The sequence below is a fragment of the Antarcticibacterium flavum genome (genome assembly GCF_006159205.1).
Classification (GTDB): Bacteria; Bacteroidota; Bacteroidia; order Flavobacteriales; family Flavobacteriaceae; genus Gillisia; species Gillisia flava.
This window is the reverse complement of record NZ_CP040812.1, coordinates 3153029-3169971: the sequence shown is the minus strand read 5'-3', so window position 1 is coordinate 3169971 and position 16943 is coordinate 3153029. Positions and strand designations below refer to the sequence as shown.

At 40.7% G+C, this 16943-nt stretch carries 20 protein-coding genes and 1 tRNA gene; 11 read left to right on the top strand and 10 right to left on the bottom strand.

Going from position 1 to position 16943, the window contains the following annotated elements:
• Window positions 1–21 precede the first annotated feature (21 nt).
• Window positions 22–822: a peptidase associated/transthyretin-like domain-containing protein gene (locus FHG64_RS13705; protein ID WP_139066935.1), complete on the bottom strand. Its 801-nt coding sequence runs from the start codon at window positions 820–822 to the stop codon at window positions 22–24.
• Window positions 823–1032: 210 nt separating this feature from the next.
• On the opposite strand from FHG64_RS13705, the gene pepE reads away from it, so the two are divergent.
• Together pepE and FHG64_RS13695 are read left to right on the top strand one after the other, a co-directional pair.
• Complete coding sequence (gene pepE, locus FHG64_RS13700; RefSeq protein WP_139066934.1) at window positions 1033–1740, top strand: dipeptidase PepE; 708 nt, start codon at window positions 1033–1035, stop codon at window positions 1738–1740.
• Between the two features lies 1 nt (window position 1741).
• Window positions 1742–2656, top strand: a complete 915-nt coding sequence (locus FHG64_RS13695) for a glutaminase (RefSeq protein ID WP_139066933.1) — start codon at window positions 1742–1744, stop codon at window positions 2654–2656.
• Window positions 2657–2665: 9 nt separating this feature from the next.
• Here the strand turns inward: FHG64_RS13695 and FHG64_RS13690 are convergent, their stop codons facing one another.
• The 3 genes from FHG64_RS13690 to FHG64_RS13680 all read right to left on the bottom strand — a co-directional run bounded on the left by FHG64_RS13690 (window position 2666) and on the right by FHG64_RS13680 (window position 4132).
• Window positions 2666–3490: a GNAT family N-acetyltransferase gene (locus tag FHG64_RS13690; protein ID WP_139066932.1), complete on the bottom strand. Its 825-nt coding sequence runs from the start codon at window positions 3488–3490 to the stop codon at window positions 2666–2668.
• Between the two features lie 68 nt (window positions 3491–3558).
• Window positions 3559–3631, bottom strand: a tRNA-Gly gene (locus FHG64_RS13685).
• A gap of 48 nt (window positions 3632–3679) precedes the next feature.
• Window positions 3680–4132, bottom strand: a complete 453-nt coding sequence (locus FHG64_RS13680; RefSeq protein WP_139066931.1) for a GNAT family N-acetyltransferase — start codon at window positions 4130–4132, stop codon at window positions 3680–3682.
• A 120-nt stretch (window positions 4133–4252) separates the two neighbouring features.
• Between FHG64_RS13680 and FHG64_RS13675 the strand changes: the two genes are divergently transcribed.
• The 3 genes from FHG64_RS13675 to FHG64_RS13665 all read left to right on the top strand — a co-directional run bounded on the left by FHG64_RS13675 (window position 4253) and on the right by FHG64_RS13665 (window position 6953).
• Window positions 4253–4804, top strand: coding sequence for a ClpP family protease (locus FHG64_RS13675; protein ID WP_139066930.1), 552 nt, complete (start codon window positions 4253–4255; stop codon window positions 4802–4804).
• Between the two features lie 4 nt (window positions 4805–4808).
• Window positions 4809–5102, top strand: coding sequence for a GNAT family N-acetyltransferase (locus FHG64_RS13670; RefSeq protein WP_139066929.1), 294 nt, complete (start codon window positions 4809–4811; stop codon window positions 5100–5102).
• Between the two features lie 222 nt (window positions 5103–5324).
• Window positions 5325–6953 (top strand): L,D-transpeptidase family protein, encoded by a 1629-nt coding sequence (locus FHG64_RS13665; RefSeq protein WP_139066928.1) that lies wholly within the window; start codon window positions 5325–5327, stop codon window positions 6951–6953.
• On the opposite strand, the gene FHG64_RS13660 is transcribed toward FHG64_RS13665, so the two are convergent.
• Window positions 6950–7684 carry a murein L,D-transpeptidase catalytic domain family protein gene (locus FHG64_RS13660; RefSeq protein WP_139066927.1) on the bottom strand — a complete coding sequence of 245 codons (735 nt, stop codon included), beginning with the start codon at window positions 7682–7684 and terminating at the stop codon, window positions 6950–6952. The genes FHG64_RS13665 and FHG64_RS13660 overlap by 4 nt on opposite strands.
• Before the next feature lie 358 nt (window positions 7685–8042).
• On the opposite strand from FHG64_RS13660, the gene gpmI reads away from it, so the two are divergent.
• The 6 genes from gpmI to FHG64_RS13630 are packed head-to-tail and all read left to right on the top strand — an operon-like array spanning window position 8043 to window position 12758.
• Window positions 8043–9560 (top strand): 2,3-bisphosphoglycerate-independent phosphoglycerate mutase, encoded by a 1518-nt coding sequence (gene gpmI, locus FHG64_RS13655; protein ID WP_139066926.1) that lies wholly within the window; start codon window positions 8043–8045, stop codon window positions 9558–9560.
• Between the two features lie 10 nt (window positions 9561–9570).
• Window positions 9571–10149, top strand: coding sequence for a TlpA family protein disulfide reductase (locus FHG64_RS13650; RefSeq protein ID WP_139066925.1), 579 nt, complete (start codon window positions 9571–9573; stop codon window positions 10147–10149).
• A gap of 51 nt (window positions 10150–10200) precedes the next feature.
• Entirely contained in the window at window positions 10201–10623 is a 423-nt protein-coding gene (locus tag FHG64_RS13645) for a BT0820 family HAD-type phosphatase (RefSeq protein WP_139066924.1), read from the top strand.
• A complete protein-coding gene (gene map / locus FHG64_RS13640; RefSeq protein WP_139066923.1) occupies window positions 10620–11435 on the top strand; it encodes a type I methionyl aminopeptidase in 816 nt (271 codons plus the stop codon). Before FHG64_RS13645 ends, map begins: the two co-directional genes overlap by 4 nt.
• Complete coding sequence (locus tag FHG64_RS13635) at window positions 11428–11991, top strand: HNH endonuclease family protein (RefSeq protein ID WP_139066922.1); 564 nt, start codon at window positions 11428–11430, stop codon at window positions 11989–11991. Before map ends, FHG64_RS13635 begins: the two co-directional genes overlap by 8 nt.
• Window positions 11988–12758 carry a class I SAM-dependent methyltransferase gene (locus FHG64_RS13630; protein ID WP_139066921.1) on the top strand — a complete coding sequence of 257 codons (771 nt, stop codon included), beginning with the start codon at window positions 11988–11990 and terminating at the stop codon, window positions 12756–12758. The genes FHG64_RS13635 and FHG64_RS13630 overlap by 4 nt, the downstream gene beginning before the upstream one ends.
• On the opposite strand, the gene FHG64_RS13625 is transcribed toward FHG64_RS13630, so the two are convergent.
• The 5 genes from FHG64_RS13625 to FHG64_RS13605 form a co-directional block, all read right to left on the bottom strand.
• On the bottom strand, window positions 12748–13788 hold the full coding sequence (locus FHG64_RS13625) for an FAD:protein FMN transferase (RefSeq protein WP_139066920.1): 1041 nt from the start codon (window positions 13786–13788) through the stop codon (window positions 12748–12750). The two genes, FHG64_RS13630 and FHG64_RS13625, sit on opposite strands and share 11 nt — an antisense overlap.
• On the bottom strand, window positions 13751–14113 hold the full coding sequence (locus FHG64_RS13620; protein ID WP_139066919.1) for a Na(+)-translocating NADH-quinone reductase subunit F: 363 nt from the start codon (window positions 14111–14113) through the stop codon (window positions 13751–13753). Before FHG64_RS13620 ends, FHG64_RS13625 begins: the two co-directional genes overlap by 38 nt.
• A 122-nt stretch (window positions 14114–14235) precedes the next feature.
• Window positions 14236–15525 (bottom strand): NADH:ubiquinone reductase (Na(+)-transporting) subunit F, encoded by a 1290-nt coding sequence (gene nqrF, locus FHG64_RS13615; protein WP_139066918.1) that lies wholly within the window; start codon window positions 15523–15525, stop codon window positions 14236–14238.
• A gap of 9 nt (window positions 15526–15534) precedes the next feature.
• Window positions 15535–16149 (bottom strand): NADH:ubiquinone reductase (Na(+)-transporting) subunit E, encoded by a 615-nt coding sequence (gene nqrE / locus FHG64_RS13610; protein WP_139066917.1) that lies wholly within the window; start codon window positions 16147–16149, stop codon window positions 15535–15537.
• A gap of 25 nt (window positions 16150–16174) precedes the next feature.
• The gene (locus FHG64_RS13605; RefSeq protein ID WP_139066916.1) at window positions 16175–16942 is read right to left on the bottom strand and encodes an NADH:ubiquinone reductase (Na(+)-transporting) subunit D; all 768 of its coding nucleotides are present in this window, start codon (window positions 16940–16942) and stop codon (window positions 16175–16177) included.
• Between the last annotated feature and the right edge of the window lies 1 nt (window position 16943).

The following is a 16943-nucleotide window of genomic DNA, read 5'->3' as shown; positions in this document are numbered from 1 at the left end:
CACCCAATAAGGTTTTTTGGATTAATTTCTTGCTTGCTGCTTTTTATATTTTTTGCTTTGTTCAATTAAAAACTCAATAAGATCCAGTTCATTTCCTTTCTGCAGCATTTTTTCATCCAAACCATTGGCATCGGCATAAAAAATAAAATCGGGTATATTTTCTTCTTTAATATTAAGATTCTGCTTAAAAAACTCATCACTGTAAAGTTCTCTCACATCCCAGGACTGCCTGGATTCAGGATTCTGGATATGATCTCTCTTACTTACGAGGAGCAGTTCTTTGAACAAGTTTACAAAATTTAATCCATTTACAAGCCGGGTACGGCTCATTTCCATCGCTTCATTACGTCGCGGGGATGTATATCGAGGTTCAGCATCAGATTCAAAATACATGAACTGCGCCTCCCTGGAGGTAAGTGTATCTGGCGTTTGCACTACTCTAATCCTGGCAACATCAACATTCACATTCCCCGTAAGATCAAATGGGCTTACAATCACTTCCGGCAGCTGGTTTACTACCTCTGTAATATTAATATTCAACTGGCCGCTTTCCATTACCCCTTCATTCACTATTACAGTAAATTCCTGGAATTGGATTGCAGATATACGAATACTATCGTTCAACCCCACCTCAATCCTGAATTGCCCATTATCATTGGAAACGGTACCGGCATTGGTATTGAGATTATATATACTCACCCCCTGTACTTCCTCCTCTGCAGGCATTTGTAAGGTGCCCACCACCCGCTTCCTCTCTTTTTCCTGGGCAAGAAGCGAATTGCTAACAAAAAGCAGCAGAACAATAATCAGAACTCTTTTCATAATTAATTTTATTTTTTTAATATAGATAGAAAGCTCAGCATAAGCACTCTCTCTTTAAAAATTCATGTTGCTACTAAAGAAACAATTGAAATTCTTATTAATATTATAAGTAGCGCCTAAACTTTTGTTAAACCGCCACATTCCATAAATTTACGCAAATTCCTGCACCGGTTGATATAAATGACTGGTGGGAAAGAAAATCTATCTATTATGAAAAATGCTATTTTAGCCAGCACCTCCACCCTTCACGGCCAGTCGTACCTTGAATATCTCCTTCCTGAAGTAAAAAAGCATTTTGGAGATGCAGGGGAAGTGATCTTTATACCCTATGCCAGGCCCGGCGGGATATCTCATGATGAATACACCCGGCTTGTAAGAGATACTTTCCAACCAGTAGGAATACAAATAAAAGGCCTACATGAATACAAGGATCCCGTCGAGGCGATTAAGGGTGCCAGCGGGATATTTACGGGAGGCGGCAACACATTCTTACTTGTTGAGAAGCTCTACCGGAATAAGGTAATGAGCGTATTAAAGGAAACCCTGCTGGCAGGCATTCCTTACCTGGGAACCAGTGCGGGAACCAATATAGCCGGGTTAAGCATGCAAACCACCAATGATATGCCAATTATTTACCCTCCAAGCTTCCACACCCTGGGCCTTGTGCCTTTTAATATTAATCCTCATTACCTCGATCCAGATACCAATTCAACCCATAAAGGGGAGACAAGGGAAACCCGTATCAAAGAATTCCATACGCTCAACACACAGCCTGTAGTGGGGCTTAGGGAAGGTAGCTGGCTGGAGGTGAGAGCTGATAAAATTTCGTTAAAAGGCCCTTTGCCCGCCCGCATTTTCAAAGTAGATGAAGTACCTTTCGAACTGGAGCCAAACGGAAGTTTAACTCATTTAAATTAACATGGATTACCAAAAAGTACTGGACACCATTCACGAAGAGCTAAGCCATAGAGACGTCTACGGTAAGGTCGCTTCATATATCCCTGAACTTGCAAAAGTAGACCCCAAAAAATTTGGAATGCATTTGTATAAGGGCAAGGGAGAACATTATTCCTTTGGGGACAGTATCGAGAAATTTTCCATCCAAAGTATTTCAAAAGTTTTTACCCTCTCCATGGCTATGCAGCTTTTAGGAGAGGACCTTTGGGACCGGGTTGATGTAGAACCCTCAGGTGATCCTTTTAATTCCCTTACCCAGCTGGAATATGAGAAAGGGATCCCAAGGAATCCCTTTATTAATGCTGGAGCCCTGGTAATATGCGACATATTGGTGTCAAACCTCGATGATCCCAAGAAGGACCTGTTGGAATTTGTGAGAAAGATATGTGATAATGACAGCATTGAATATGACCATAAAATTGCTGCTTCTGAAAAATCTACCGGTTACAGAAACTATGCTTTGGTAAATTATATGAAGGCATTAGGCAACATCAAAAATGAGGTGGAACCCATTGTAGATTTTTATTTTCATCAATGTTCGCTTGCGATGTCCTGTGAGGAGCTGGCAAAGGCATTTATGATCTTTGCAAATAATGGGAAAATGTTGGAAACAGGTGAAAAGATACTCTCTAAAACCAAGGTAAAACGTATAAACGCTCTCATGCAAACCTGTGGCTTCTACGATGAAGCAGGAGAATTTAGTTTTGAAGTAGGGCTCCCCGGCAAGAGTGGTGTAGGTGGTGGCATTGTTGCCATTCATCCGGCACAATATTCTGTAGCAGTATGGAGTCCCATCCTCAATGAAAAAGGAAATTCTGAACTTGGTATGGCCGCTCTGGAGAAACTTACTACCATGACCGGCTTGTCTATATTTTGATTCTCAGGTTTAGGTTTTCATTACCATCTCATACTGGTCAATAACATTTTCCAATCCAGCATTTGTAAGAGCACTCCTTAAACCTATCCTGGATTCATCAACATTATTCATCTTCACTTCCCCTATAACCTGTCTTATTGCACTAAGGAGGTCATTATAAGTACCAACTTCTGCCCTTTCCAATCTTGCAATATAACCTGTTGATGGGTTTACAGTAAAATATCCCATTTCCTGTTGAAGCTCATTAAACACCAGAAAACTTTCATAATCACCCCTCACTGCCAGCACCGCCTCTTTTGTATGGTCCCAGGAATAAAATATCTCATCAGCATAATTACCTTTAAGGATCGTGCGATGTTCAATTTTTTTAACCAATGGGTTTTTACTACCGGGGACACCAAAACTTCCTTTAAAACAGTGCAGGCGGCGTGTAATTTTAAAGCCAATTCTTTGATACACATTTATCGCCCTTTCATTTTCCACTATAACTTCCAGGCGACAATGGGTTACCCCTTTCTCCTGCAGTCGTGGAATAGCATATTCATAAAGCTTGTCCACAATCCCACAACCTCTGTAGTTAGGTAAAACACCCGTTCCCGTATTAAAGGCAGTAGGCTCTGAGTGGAAATTATCAATTCCATTAATTATAAAACCTACTAATTGGCCATTGTCAAACATGCCATAGGAATATTCCATAATAACCCTGGCAGCAAGAAACCGCTTCTCCCAATATAAAAGATCTGACGGCATGGGTACAAAATACCCCTTAAAGGCTTCAAGAAGACAATTAACAATAAGATATAAGGGAGTGTTTTCGAGGGGTTTTATTTCCATTTGAAAAGCTGTATTATCCAAAACCTTTTAAAACAAAAAAACCTCATTTTTCAATGAGGCTTTTTTTGAGCGGGAGACCGGGTTCGAACCGGCGACATTCAGCTTGGAAGGCTGACGCTCTACCAACTGAGCTACTCCCGCAAGTACACTGCAAATATAAACGTTAAATTTTTCATCTTCCAAAATAATTTATAGCTTTTTTAAAAAATGATATCCCTTGATAACAAAGCCATGATTCATATAGAATTTGTGAGATCTAAAATTGTGCACGTATGAATTTAGTTCAGCTGTCTCACACCCTTTATCTTCAGCATATTGAAAGATAAATTCAAAGATTTGCTTACCCAGGCCTTTATTTTGATATTCTGTTTTAATAAACACATGGTCGGGTTCACAAGATTTTCCCGCGTAGTGCCGGGTCATAAACCAAAGGCCGAAAACACCAATCACCTCCCCGTGCAGATAAACGCCGAAACATTCATAATTTTGATCAAACATTTCTGCCAGTCGTGCTCTTAAAAGCGCCACATCGGTTTTATACTCACCCAATTCCTGGATAAATGGGATCACCAGTTCCAGGTCTTTCTTTAAAATCTTGTTAAATGCCAAATTCATCCTGCACTTTTCTGCGAAAATAGTCATAATTTTAGCTATTAATAATCTTTAGTATTTTCATATACTAATAAAATGAGCATAGCTGGTATATTTTGATATCCCGGAAAGAAAAGAGGGAAATCCAAAATACCATTAAAAAAAAATCTTATGAAAGAAAAAACCGGAAAAGCCCAGGACCTTATAGATGAGCAATTTTTAAAACATCGAAAGGTTTTCCTTTGGGGAGAGGTTAACGATAAGAATGCAAAACACGTAATAGACCGTTTATTATATTTGGATGCCATTGACAATACAGAAATTCAACTATTCATAAACAGCCCAGGCGGTTATGTGACAGATGGATTTGCCATTTATGACACTATGAAAACCCTTCAAAGCCCTGTTTCAACCATTTGTACCGGTTTAGCCGCTTCAATGGGTTCTATCCTGCTCTCAGGAGGAGCTAAGGGACGCAGGTTTATCCAGAAACACGCTAAGGTTATGATCCACCAGCCTAGCGGTGGGACAAGAGGCCAGGCTTCGAATATTGAGATCCAGGCCACCGAGATCCTTAAGATCAAAGAATTGAGCGCAAAAATCCTTGCTGAGAATTGCGATCAAACCCGGGAAAAAATCCTGAAAGATTTTAACAGAGATTACTGGATGGATGCAGAGGAATCTGTAAGCTACGGGATCGTGGATGCCGAATTTAAACCTTAAAGTGATGAGTGAAGAGATAAAACATAAGGAAAGTGACCGCAGAGGCATGTTCTATATGGAAGATGACAAAGGAATAACATCTGAACTTACCTATAGCATACTGGATAATGGGATAATGTTGATCGACCATACTGAAACCCGGCAGGAACTCGAGGGCAAAGGGCTTGCGACGCGCCTGGTAAAAAAAAGTGTTGAATTTGCCCGGGAAAAGAATTTGAAAATAGATCCCCTATGCCCATTTGCTGAAGTCCAGTTCGACCAGAATAAGGACTATGCAGATGTGCGAGCTGATTCATAAAACTAAAATCATAACTACGTTGCTGGTAGGGAATTTTTCTCTGCAGCAACTTAGTTGTCGATTCTTAACCATTCTACAAGCTTTTCCCCTATCCAGGATCCCCTTACAAGGTTTTTTTGCAACCTAAAATTTAATGAAGAAGCAGTTGGTTAAAAAAAGCAAGCTGTATTCAATTTATATTTATTACTAATTCATTGGCTACCGGCCATCAAAATAGATCGAATGAAATATCACCATCCCCATTTTTTGCATACAAGGTATATACTTGTGCTTATTTTAATTATAAGTCTTTCTGCCTGTAAGAATGAATCATCGGGTGGCTTCTTCTCCTTTGGCGGGATAGAGGAATTGGGGAATGCAGAATATATTCACAAGGCAGTAACCAATCCACCGGCAAGTCTGTACATGCAGGATTCTGTTACGGCATTTTACGAAAACAGGTCTTACCTGCCTGCGTGGAGCAGCCCTGGCCTTAGGGATGGCCTCCTGGAAGCCCTGGAAGCTTCAGAAGATGAAGGGTTGATATTCGGGGAGTACCATGGAGAAAAGATAAGGGAAGACCTTTCTAATTTAGAGGATCTTTCAGAAGAAGAACGCAGCAGGCTTGATGTCATAATGACCGATGCGTATTTAAAATATGCCAGTCATCTATATAATGGAAAAACCAATCCCAAGGACCTGCATGAGATATGGGACGTGCCTTCAGTAAAAATTGACCACCTGGCCATATTAGAAGAGGCTGTGGAGGAAAAGGATTTTGCGAAAGCCCTGGATCAAATAAGATCTAATCATCAAATCTATAACGAATTAAAAAAGTCCCTGAAGGAGTATCGGGATTTAAGCGCCAATTTTCAAGGTTTTGAGGCTATCCCCGAAGGAGAAACTGTGGAGCCAGGCGAAGAAGATTCCCGCATATCACAAATCCAGGAGCGCTTAGAATTCTTTGGCTATCTTAAAAATACCGATTCCACAGGAAATAAATATACCGAAGAACTTGCAGAAGCCCTAAAGAGTTTCCAGGAGGAAAACGGTATTGAAAATGACGGGATCATTGGAAATAATACAATTAGGTTCCTTAACAAAGGTTATGACCAGCGAAGGGATCAAATCCTGGTAAATCTTGAAAGGTGGAGATGGTATCCCCGTGACCTTGGCGATCATTTTATCCTTGTTAATATTGCAAATTACAGGTTACAGGTGGTAAAAAACGGCGATACAGTGCGCACCCATAAAACAATGGTGGGAACTGAAGCCCGTAAGACCCCGGTTTTTTCCCGGGAAGTTAAACACCTGGTCTTTAATCCAGACTGGACCATACCTCCAACTATTCAGAATAAGGATGTAATTCCAGGGATGCAGAGGAACAGCAATTACCTGGCAAACAGGAATATTAAAGTGTACGATCAAAGCGGGAACGAAGTTAACCCATCAAGGATCAACTGGAACGGCGACCAGGCCAAAGGCCTTACCTACCGGCAGGATCCCGGGGCCTCCAACCCCTTAGGCAGGGTAAAGATCATGTACCCCAATGAGTATCTTATTTACCTACACGATACCCCATCACAAGCCTTGTTTGAAAGAAATTCAAGGGCAGAGAGTTCGGGGTGTGTAAGAGTGGAAGATGCTATTGACCTGGCAAAGTATTTATTAGAGGACCAGGATGAATATACTTCAGATAAGGTAGATGAGATAATTGCGGGGGGCGAAAAAACTCATGTAGATATGAAGCAAGAGGTTCAGGTTCACCATTTCTACTGGACCGCCTGGAGGGAGAACGGCAGAACAAGATTCACCGAGGATATTTATAATTATGACAAGAAACTTTTGAAAGCTCTTAAAAGTGGCTCCTAAGCTTTTATCATTTCAGAATTTTGAAGATAATCCTCATCGGCAGAATGTATATATAGTACAGACTGGCCTTTGATAGTATCAATAAATTCATTGGTAAGGGCGGTAGGCACAGCAGGACATCCATAACTTCTACCAAGTCTCCCGGTGCGTTTAGCCACCTCTTCATTTGCATAAGAGGCCCCGTGGATAACGACATATCGCTCACGCGCTTTAGAGTTATACCTCTCCTCCATTCCATCTATGAATAGGGAGTAGCCATTTCCACCCATATAAGTCTCACCGGTAATATAAAAACCAAGAGAACTTTGAAGGGAATTTACGGTATTGGAAAACTTTGTTGCAAACTCATTTCCGGTATTCTTACCGTGAGAAACAACAGAATTGATCAATACTTTATTATGGGCCATATCAAGAACCCACATTCTCCTTTTGGTGGAAGAAAGACTAAAATCGATAATTGTAAGAATTTGATTTTTAACAAGCCCCTGGTCAAGTAGTTTATAATATCCAATCATTCCATTTTTAAAACTTTCCTGATTTGGAACAGTGGTATTATTAGCAGAGAAAACATCATATAATTGATCGATTTCCTCTTCTATTGAAAGTTTATTTTCGGTCTCCGGCAGGGGCGCCGGTAGTTCATTGATGGATTTATTATTGTTGACGTTTGCAGTCGTGAAAGCGAATGAAAAAATTATAATTGCCAGTACAGTTAGAATTTTATGCGTCATAGATTGTTTTAATTTTTTGGTTATATGTTAATAATATGCAAACACAATACCAAGATCCAATTATTTAATTTTAATTGCCCTTTGAGCGAACTTTTAACATTTAAGCGCTTTATATTCAGCTTCAAGGCATTAGAGGGGATTAATCGAAAGATGCAATACTTCCTTACAACGTGAATTAAACCATATTATTATCATGCTGCACAATTGAAAAAGTTAAAATTTTCCTTAACAACTGTAAACCTTCCGCTTAAATTATAAAAAAAACTCCGGGGAATCCAAATCACAGAAAATATAATTCTTAACTGTATAATTCGCAATGGGCAATATAGTTTTTATCTTTACCTTAAAATTGATTAAAATGGAGAAGAAGGTAATATTAGTAATCCTTGATGGCTGGGGAATAACCCAGGACGAAAAAGTATCTGCAGTTGCACAGGCAAACACCCCATATTTTGATTCGCTGGTAAAGGAATTTCCTAATGGCCAGCTCTTAACTCACGGAATGAACGTTGGCCTGCCAGACGGGCAAATGGGAAACAGTGAGGTTGGACATATGAATCTGGGAGCAGGGAGAGTTGTTTACCAGGACCTTGCAAAGATCAATCTCGCAGTTCAAAATAAATCCCTTTCCAGCGAACCGGTGCTGGAACAGGCTTTCAATTATGCAAAAAAGAATAAGAAGCCCATACATTTTATGGGGTTATTAAGTGATGGCGGGGTTCATAGCCATATAGACCATTTAAAAGGTTTGGTTGAAGCCGCCAATGAATTCGGAATAAAGGAAAAGTACGTTCATGCTTTCACTGATGGTCGTGATGTTGATCCAAATTCTGGCAAAGGATTTATTGCTGAAATTGAGGAGCATCTTAAACAACACGATGGGAAACTGGCATCTGTCATTGGAAGGTATTATGCGATGGACCGTGACAGGAGATGGGAAAGGGTCCAAAAAGCCTATGATCTTATAACCCGGGGCATAGGGACTAAAACCCAAAATGCGCAACAAACAGTTCAGGATTTTTATGACAGGGATATTACAGATGAATTTCTTGAGCCCATCGTTCTTACCAATGAGCAGGGAACCCCGGTGGCGACACTTAAAGATGATGAAGTTGTTATCTTTTTTAATTTCAGGACAGACAGGGGCCGGCAGCTCACCTATGTACTAACCCAGGAGGATATGCCCGAATACCACATGAAAACCCTACCCTTATATTTTGTTACCCTAACCAAATATGACGATACTTTCAAAAATATCAACGTTGTTTTCAGAAAGGAAAATATAAAGACCACCCTTGGGGAAGTACTTGAATACATGGGAAAAACCCAGATACGTATAGCCGAGACAGAAAAATATCCTCACGTTACCTTCTTCTTTTCCGGAGGACGGGAAGAACCCTTTAAGGGAGAAAAAAGGATCATGGTGAATTCTCCTAAAGTTGCCACTTATGACCTGAAACCTGAGATGAGTGCTTACGAACTAAGGAATAAGATCGTTCCTGAGATTAAGGACGAAAGTGCCGATTTCATTTGCCTTAATTTTGCGAACCCCGATATGGTGGGGCACACAGGAGTATTTGAAGCCGCCGTGAAAGCCTGTGAGGTAGTAGATGAATGTTTGCGTGATGTGGTAGAAGCAGCAAAGGAAAACAATTACAGCGTCCTGGTCATAGCAGATCACGGTAACAGCGAAATGATGATAAACCCAGATGGGTCTGCCAACACGGCTCACACTACAAGCCCCGTTCCCTTCATCCTGGTGGATAAGGATATAAAAAATGTAAAGGATGGTAATTTAGGGGACATTGCACCGACTATTCTTCAATTGATGGGTATCACCAAGCCAGAGCTTATGACCCAGGAATCTTTAATCTAAAAAAATGAAAATGAGTTTTTTAATTTTACTACTTGCACTTTTCACCTCCTGCGGGAATACCACCCAAAATCCTGAATCCAATGAAACAGCAGCAACAGCTTCTCCTGTTGTTATGGAGAATGAGGATGAAGAACTGGATGATGATCAACAAAATATGATCGTGGGAAAATTAACCAAAAAAGACCTTCAGGAAGGGTCTTACGCAGGGTGGTTTAACCGAGGTTATGACAATTATAAACCTTCAGCAGAAGAAATTGAGATCATTAAGGAAAATATAGGTGACTATGAGATCGTAGGGTTTATGGGAACCTGGTGCCCCGATAGTCGGCGGGAGGTGCCGGAATTCTTCAAATTACTTGATGAAGCCGGCTATGATCTTTCAAAACTTACTATGATTGGGGTAGACAGGAGTAAAACCACACCAGACAATCTTGAGGAAGGTTACAACATGTCCAGGGTTCCAACTTTTATCTTTTTAAAAGATGGGGAAGAAGTAAATAGATATGTAGAGTATTCTCAGGAATCTCTTGCAGAGGATGTGGCTGCCATTGTTTCCGGCAGGGATTATAAGGATTCTTATTCTAACTAATAGATTGGGGAGAACGTAGTTTAATCCTATATTATTTTTAATTTTGCTGTTATGATTAAGATCCTTACCATAGCAGTAGATTTTGATGGTACAATAGTAGAAAATAAATATCCGGCAATAGGAAAGCCGGTTTTATTTGCCTTTGAAACCCTTCAGAAATTACAGGAAGAAGGGCATCATCTCATCCTTTGGACATATAGAAGTGGGAGGGAGTTGGAAGAAGCTGTGAATTTTTGCAGGAATAAAGGGATTGAATTTTATGCAGTTAATAAAAGCTATCCTGAAGAAATTTATGATGAAGGCTTAAGCCGTAAGATCCAGGCCGATATTTTTATAGACGATCGCAATTTTGGTGGGTTAAAAGGATGGGGGGAAATATATCACTCTCTTTCAACCGGCACCACCAATTCGAAGACTCCTAACTTAAAAAGAAAAAATAAAAGTCTTATTGACTTTCTTAAAATCAAACTATGATCATTACCAAAACAAGGGAAGAGATTGAATTAATGAGAGAAAGCGCCCTGGTTGTTTCACGAACATTGGGTATGCTGGCATCTGAAATTAAGCCGGGGGTTACAACTCTTTACTTAGATAAACTGGCAGAAGAATATATAAGAGAGCAGGGTGCTGTACCGGGATTCCTGGGACTATATGATTTTCCCAACACCCTTTGCATGAGCCCAAATGCCCAGGTCGTACATGGAATACCCAATGCTACTCCCCTGGTTGAAGGTGATATTATATCCATTGATTGTGGTGCTATAAAGAATGAATATTACGGTGACCATGCCTACACCTTTCCCGTTGGTGAGATTGACCCTGATACTGCCGAATTACTTAAGGTAACAAAGGAGTCCCTATATGCCGGCATTAGCGAATTCAAAGTTGGCAACCGCGTAGGTGATGTGGGGTATGCCATTCAAAAATATTGTGAGGACCATGGCTATGGTGTGGTACGCGAACTTGTGGGGCATGGGCTTGGTAAGAAAATGCATGAGGATCCTGAAATGCCTAATTACGGCCAGCGTGGAAGAGGAAAGAAATTTGTTGAGGGTATGGTGGTGGCCATAGAACCTATGATAAATCAAGGCAGCAAAAGGATCAAGCAACTACGTGACGGCTGGACAATTCTTACGGCCGATAATAAACCCAGCGCTCATTTTGAACATAATGTGGCAATTGTAGATGGAAAACCAGAATTACTTTCTACCTTTAAGTATATCTATGAAGCATTGGGAATAGAATCTACAGAAGAGGACCAATACAGGTCTAAAGTATATGATTAAAAACTACAGGCATGAACAATGGAAGTCCCTGCATAAAGAAATTTGGCAGGACAGGTTTGTTTATGATGTATCCAACTACGGGCGAATAGTTAGTTATGTGAAGAATCCAAAGGGGGAACTTCTCTCCGGCGGAAAAACAGCAGGTTACCTTTCATTTGTAGTGGTTTTAAAGAATGGTAAGAATAAGAGTTATTATTTTCACAGGGTTATTGCTGAATTATTTTTGGATAAAAAGGAGGATGACCAGTATGTGATCCATAAGAACTACGTGAAGCACGAGAACCAGGTTACCAATCTTGCCTGGGCCAACAGGGAAGAATGGACACAGCACCAGTTTAACAATCCGCAGGTGAAGGAGAATAAATTGAAGAGAAAATTACGCAAGGTTACCTCCTACTCTAAACTCACTTATGCCCAGGCTGTCATTTTAAAGAAAAAACTCCTGGACCCTAATAGAAAAACAAGGATACGGGTTCTCGCCAAGCAATTTGGAGTATCTGAAATGCAATTATACCGCATAAAATCGGGAGAGAATTGGGGCGATATTGAAGTATGAAGATTTTCAAAAAGATCCTAAATACCATCCCCCGGCCATTTCTTATTCGATTTAGTTATCTGGCAAAACCTTTCCTTCAGCTTTTTTTACGCGGAAGCAAATACGAAGACCCAATTGATGGCAGGACATTCAGGAAATTTCTTCCTTATGGATATGAGAAACAACGGGAGAACGTACTCTCCCCCTCTACCCTCTCCCTGGAGCGTCACCGTTTACTATGGCTATATTTAAGAACAGAAACAGATTTTTTCTCCCGGAAACTAAAGGTGCTTCATTTTGCACCGGAGCAGGCCTTCTACAAACGCTTCAGGAAACTTCAAAATTTAGATTACACCACTACAGACCTTAATTCGCCTCTTGCAGATGTAAAGGCCGATATTTGTGATCTTCCTTTTAAGGATAATTCCTATGACTTCATTTTGTGCAACCACGTACTGGAACATATTCCAGATGACAGCAGGGCAATGCAAGAGCTTTACAGGGTGCTTTCCCCCGGCGGCACAGCTATCCTGCAAATTCCCCAGGACCTGTCCAGGGAGATCACTTTCCAGGATGACAGCATCACTTCAAGAGAAGAAAGAGCCAGAATCTTCGGGCAATATGACCACGTAAGGGTATATGGCCGGGATTACTTTGAAAAGTTAAGAGCTATTGGTTTTGAAGTGGAGGAAGTGAATTACACAGCAAATTTAACTACTGCTCAAATAGATCGTTACAGGCTGGCAAAAGGAGAGATCATCCCTGTGTGTCGCAAACCTAATCCCTGAGCAGGGCTTCTTCAAATGCCGGGGTAGTAAAGACCTTCATCTCATTTTCTTTGCCTGCATATATAAAGTACACATCAATGTCTTCCACCCTCTCCAGCATATCCAATGAACCTTCAAATCCAAGGGACATAAAGGCTGTTGCATAACCATCGGCCAGGGCACAGGTTGGTGCCAGTACAGTGGCGCTTAAAAGATCACTTTTTTCAGATCTTCCCGTTAAAGGATTTATAGTATGAACATACTGCAGCCCGGTAAGGCTGTCTATACGAAACTTCCTGTAATTCCCAGATGTCGCCATCCCCCGGTCCTCCAGCCTTAAGGCGGCAGTAAGAATCCTTTGAGATGATGTTTGTGCAGGATCATCTATCCCAACTGTCCAGGGAACATCGTTCTTACGATTAATCCCCTTTGCCAGTAGTTCACCTCCCAGTTCGATCAAATAATCCTGTATTCCATTTTGGTCCAGAAATTCCCCCATGACATCAACGGCATAACCCTTAGCAATTGCATTAAAATCAACGTATATTTCAGGATGTTCTTTTTTAATTCTCCCATCAGCTGTAAGCTCGATTTTATTCAAACCAACATATTGCATCATGGAATCAATTACAAACTGCGAAAGCTCTTTATTCCCTCTCTCAGGGCCAAATCCATACGCATTCACCAAATTACCCACGGTAGGATCAAAATGACCTTTACTCTCCCGGTAAATTTTTCTTGAATCATTAAATACTTTCCTGAAATGCTCATCAACTGTTACAGTACTATCTCCTGCATTGATCCTGGAGATATCTGAGTTGTTCTGATAGGTACTCATAGAGGAATTTATCACCTCGAAAACAGAATCCAGCCCCTTTTTTAATGGAATTTCCTCCTCATGAAAAAATTTAACCTGATAGGTGGTTCCCAGGGCTTCCCCGGTGACTACCTGCTCATTTGTTTTAGGATTGCTACAGGACAGAAATAGCAGTCCCGAAATAAGGAATAAAATATTATTTGATTTCCAGAAGGCCTGCGTAATTGACAACATAGTCTTCCTCTTTATAGAGTGGCTTTTCATAATCATTGGAATTGGCGAGCCCTACTCCTGCATAGAACGTTCGCGCATTATATTTAACAGCGTGATCTCTTACTTTTTCTGCCAAAGCCGGGTCGTATATCGTGGGGTTATCTGGATACAGGACTGCACGTACTATTACAAAATGCAGCTTTTTATCCTTAAGGGCTACAAATTGAGGGTCTCTTTTGAATTCACTGTTTATCCCAAGGAATTCAAAGCCATCATCCTCAAGTTCCTTCCCTACAATATTCATAGCGAGGTTATGAAGTTCCTGCCTGTTAAGTTCGTTTTTCATTGCAAGTGCAAAATTACAATTATCATGTTAAACAGCCACTGCACGTAAACGGATTTTCAAACCCAAAGCAAAAACAGCTGCCCGGGGGCAGCTGTTTTTTTTTATAAATAGTTGATGGCAATCTATCCACCAAAATCATCAAATCTTACATTTTCCGGTGGTACTCCAAAATCTTCTGTCATTTTTTGTACTGCCTTGTTCATAAGGGGCGGTCCACAAAAGTAGAATTCTATATCTTCCGGCTCATCGTGGTGATTCAAATAATTATCAATTACCACCTGGTGAATGAATCCAACAAATCCATCTCCTTCCCCATCGAGGCCATCCTTCACCTTCCAGTTATCCTCTTCCATTGGCTCAGAAAGGGCCAGGTAGAATTTAAAGTTAGGAAAGTCTCTCTCCAATGCACGGAAGTGCTCTGTATAGAAAAGTTCTCTCTTGGAACGTCCACCGTACCAGTAAGTAACTTTTCTTCCTGTTTTAATAGTCCTGAATAATTCATACAGGTGAGAACGCATTGGTGCCATTCCGGCTCCACCTCCTACATATAACATTTCTGCATCACTCTCATTGATAAAGAACTCTCCATAAGGTCCGGAGATAATTACCTTATCACCTTTTTTCCTGGAGAAAATATAAGAAGACGCGATCCCGGGATTAACATCCATCCAACCATTCTTAGCCCTGTCCCATGGTGGAGTGGCAACACGAACATTTAGCATGATCTCTCTCCCTTCAGCAGGGTAGGAGGCCATGGAATATGCACGTTCAACAGTCTCTGTATTTTTCATTACCAGAGGCCAAAGGTTGAATTTATCCCACTCATCCTTGAACTTTTCCGGTTCCCCAGGGTGCTCGTCCGGGTGAGCTGTGATGTCTATATCTTCATATTTTATTTCACATTTTGGTATCTCTATCTGGATATAACCACCGGCTTTATAATCCATATCTTCAGGGATTTCAACTACAAACTCCTTGATAAAAGATGCTACGTTAAAGTTACGAACAACAGTAGCCTCCCATTTCTTGATACCAAATACCTCTTCAGGTATAGTGATCTTCATATCCTGTTTTACCTTAACCTGGCAACCAAGTCTCCAGCCCTGGGCAATCTCCTTACGTGTAAAGTGAGGTTCCTCTGTTGGAAGGATAGTACCTCCACCTTCAGAGACTATACATTTACACTGTACACAGGTTCCACCTCCCCCGCAGGCAGAGGGTAAAAAAAGTTTATTTTCACCCAGGGTTGAAAGAAGCGTTCCACCGGAGCCAACTTCAAGATCCTTCTCATTATTAATATTAATACTTACCGGACCAGAAGGAACGAGCTTGGATTTGGCTGTAAGTAAAACTGCAACCAAAATTAAGATCAATACTAAAAATACAATTACACTTGCTATAATAACTGTCATATCTCTATTTTATATTTTTATACCCATAAAACTCATGAACCCAAGGGCCATTAATCCGGTAATTATGAAAGTAATTCCCAGTCCTTTTAAAGGAGCCGGCACATTGGAATAAGTGATCTTTTCCCTAATGGCCGCAATTCCTATAATAGCAAGGAACCATCCTATCCCACTTCCAAAACCATAAGTCACAGCGTATGAGATCCCATCAAAATCCTTTTGTTGCATAAAAAGGGATCCACCAAGGATCGCACAGTTTACAGCAATAAGAGGAAGGAAAATACCCAGGGCACCATAAAGGGCCGGAGCAAATTTTTCAACGATCATCTCCACAAGCTGTACCATTGCTGCAATAACGGCAATGAACATTATGAAACTAAGGAAACTAAGGTCAATATTGGCATATTCTGCCCCTAGCCAGGACAAGGCTCCCGGACGAAGTAAATATGAATCAAGTAAAAAGTTAATTGGCACGGTGATGGTCAATACGAAAATAACCGCTGCACCTAACCCAACCGCTGTTTTTACCGTTTTGGAAACCGCCAGGTAAGAACACATTCCAAGGAAGTACGCGAAAACCATGTTTTCTACGAAAATACTCCTCACAAATAAATTTATAAATTCCATAATAGATTTTTTTATCTGGTTTTGATTAGGTTTCGATTAATTTTCTGTTGCGAGCTCTTTGTACCCAAATAATGATACCTACCACTATTAAAGCCATTGGCGACAGCAGCATTAAACCATTGTTCTCGTATCCAAGGGCATATAATCCTGTAGACTCGGCAAGGGTAACTCCTTTATGACCAAGGACCTCATAGCCAAACAGCTTTCCTGCTCCAAGTAATTCCCTAAAGAAAGCTACAATGATAAGTATAAGCCCATATCCTGCAGCGTTTCCTACCCCGTCAAGGAAGGATCTCCATACTCCATTTCCTAATGCGAACGCTTCAAGACGTCCCATTACGATACAGTTGGTAATAATAAGACCAATGAATACAGAAAGTTGTTTACTTACATCATAGGCATATGCTCTAAGGATCTGGTCTACCAAAGCCACCAGGGATGCTACCACTACAAGCTGCACGATAATACGAATCCTGCTTGGAATCATATTCCTTAAAAGGGATACGATCATATTTGAGAATGCCATTACGGCTACCACCGCAATAGACATAACTACTGCCGGTTCCAGCTGCACTGTAATCGCAAGGGCACTACATATACCAAGAACCTGTACGGTAATTGGGTTATCATCATCCAAAGGATCTGAAAGTAACTTCCTGTTCCTCTTGGAAAATAAACTTTCCTTCTCTTCGCCTCCGGCAAGGAAAAGAACAAGCTCTTTCTTTTTTTCTTCTTTTTGTTCTATTGTCCCCTCTGCAAATTGCACAGGTTTATTGTTTGTTTCCTTCGCCATA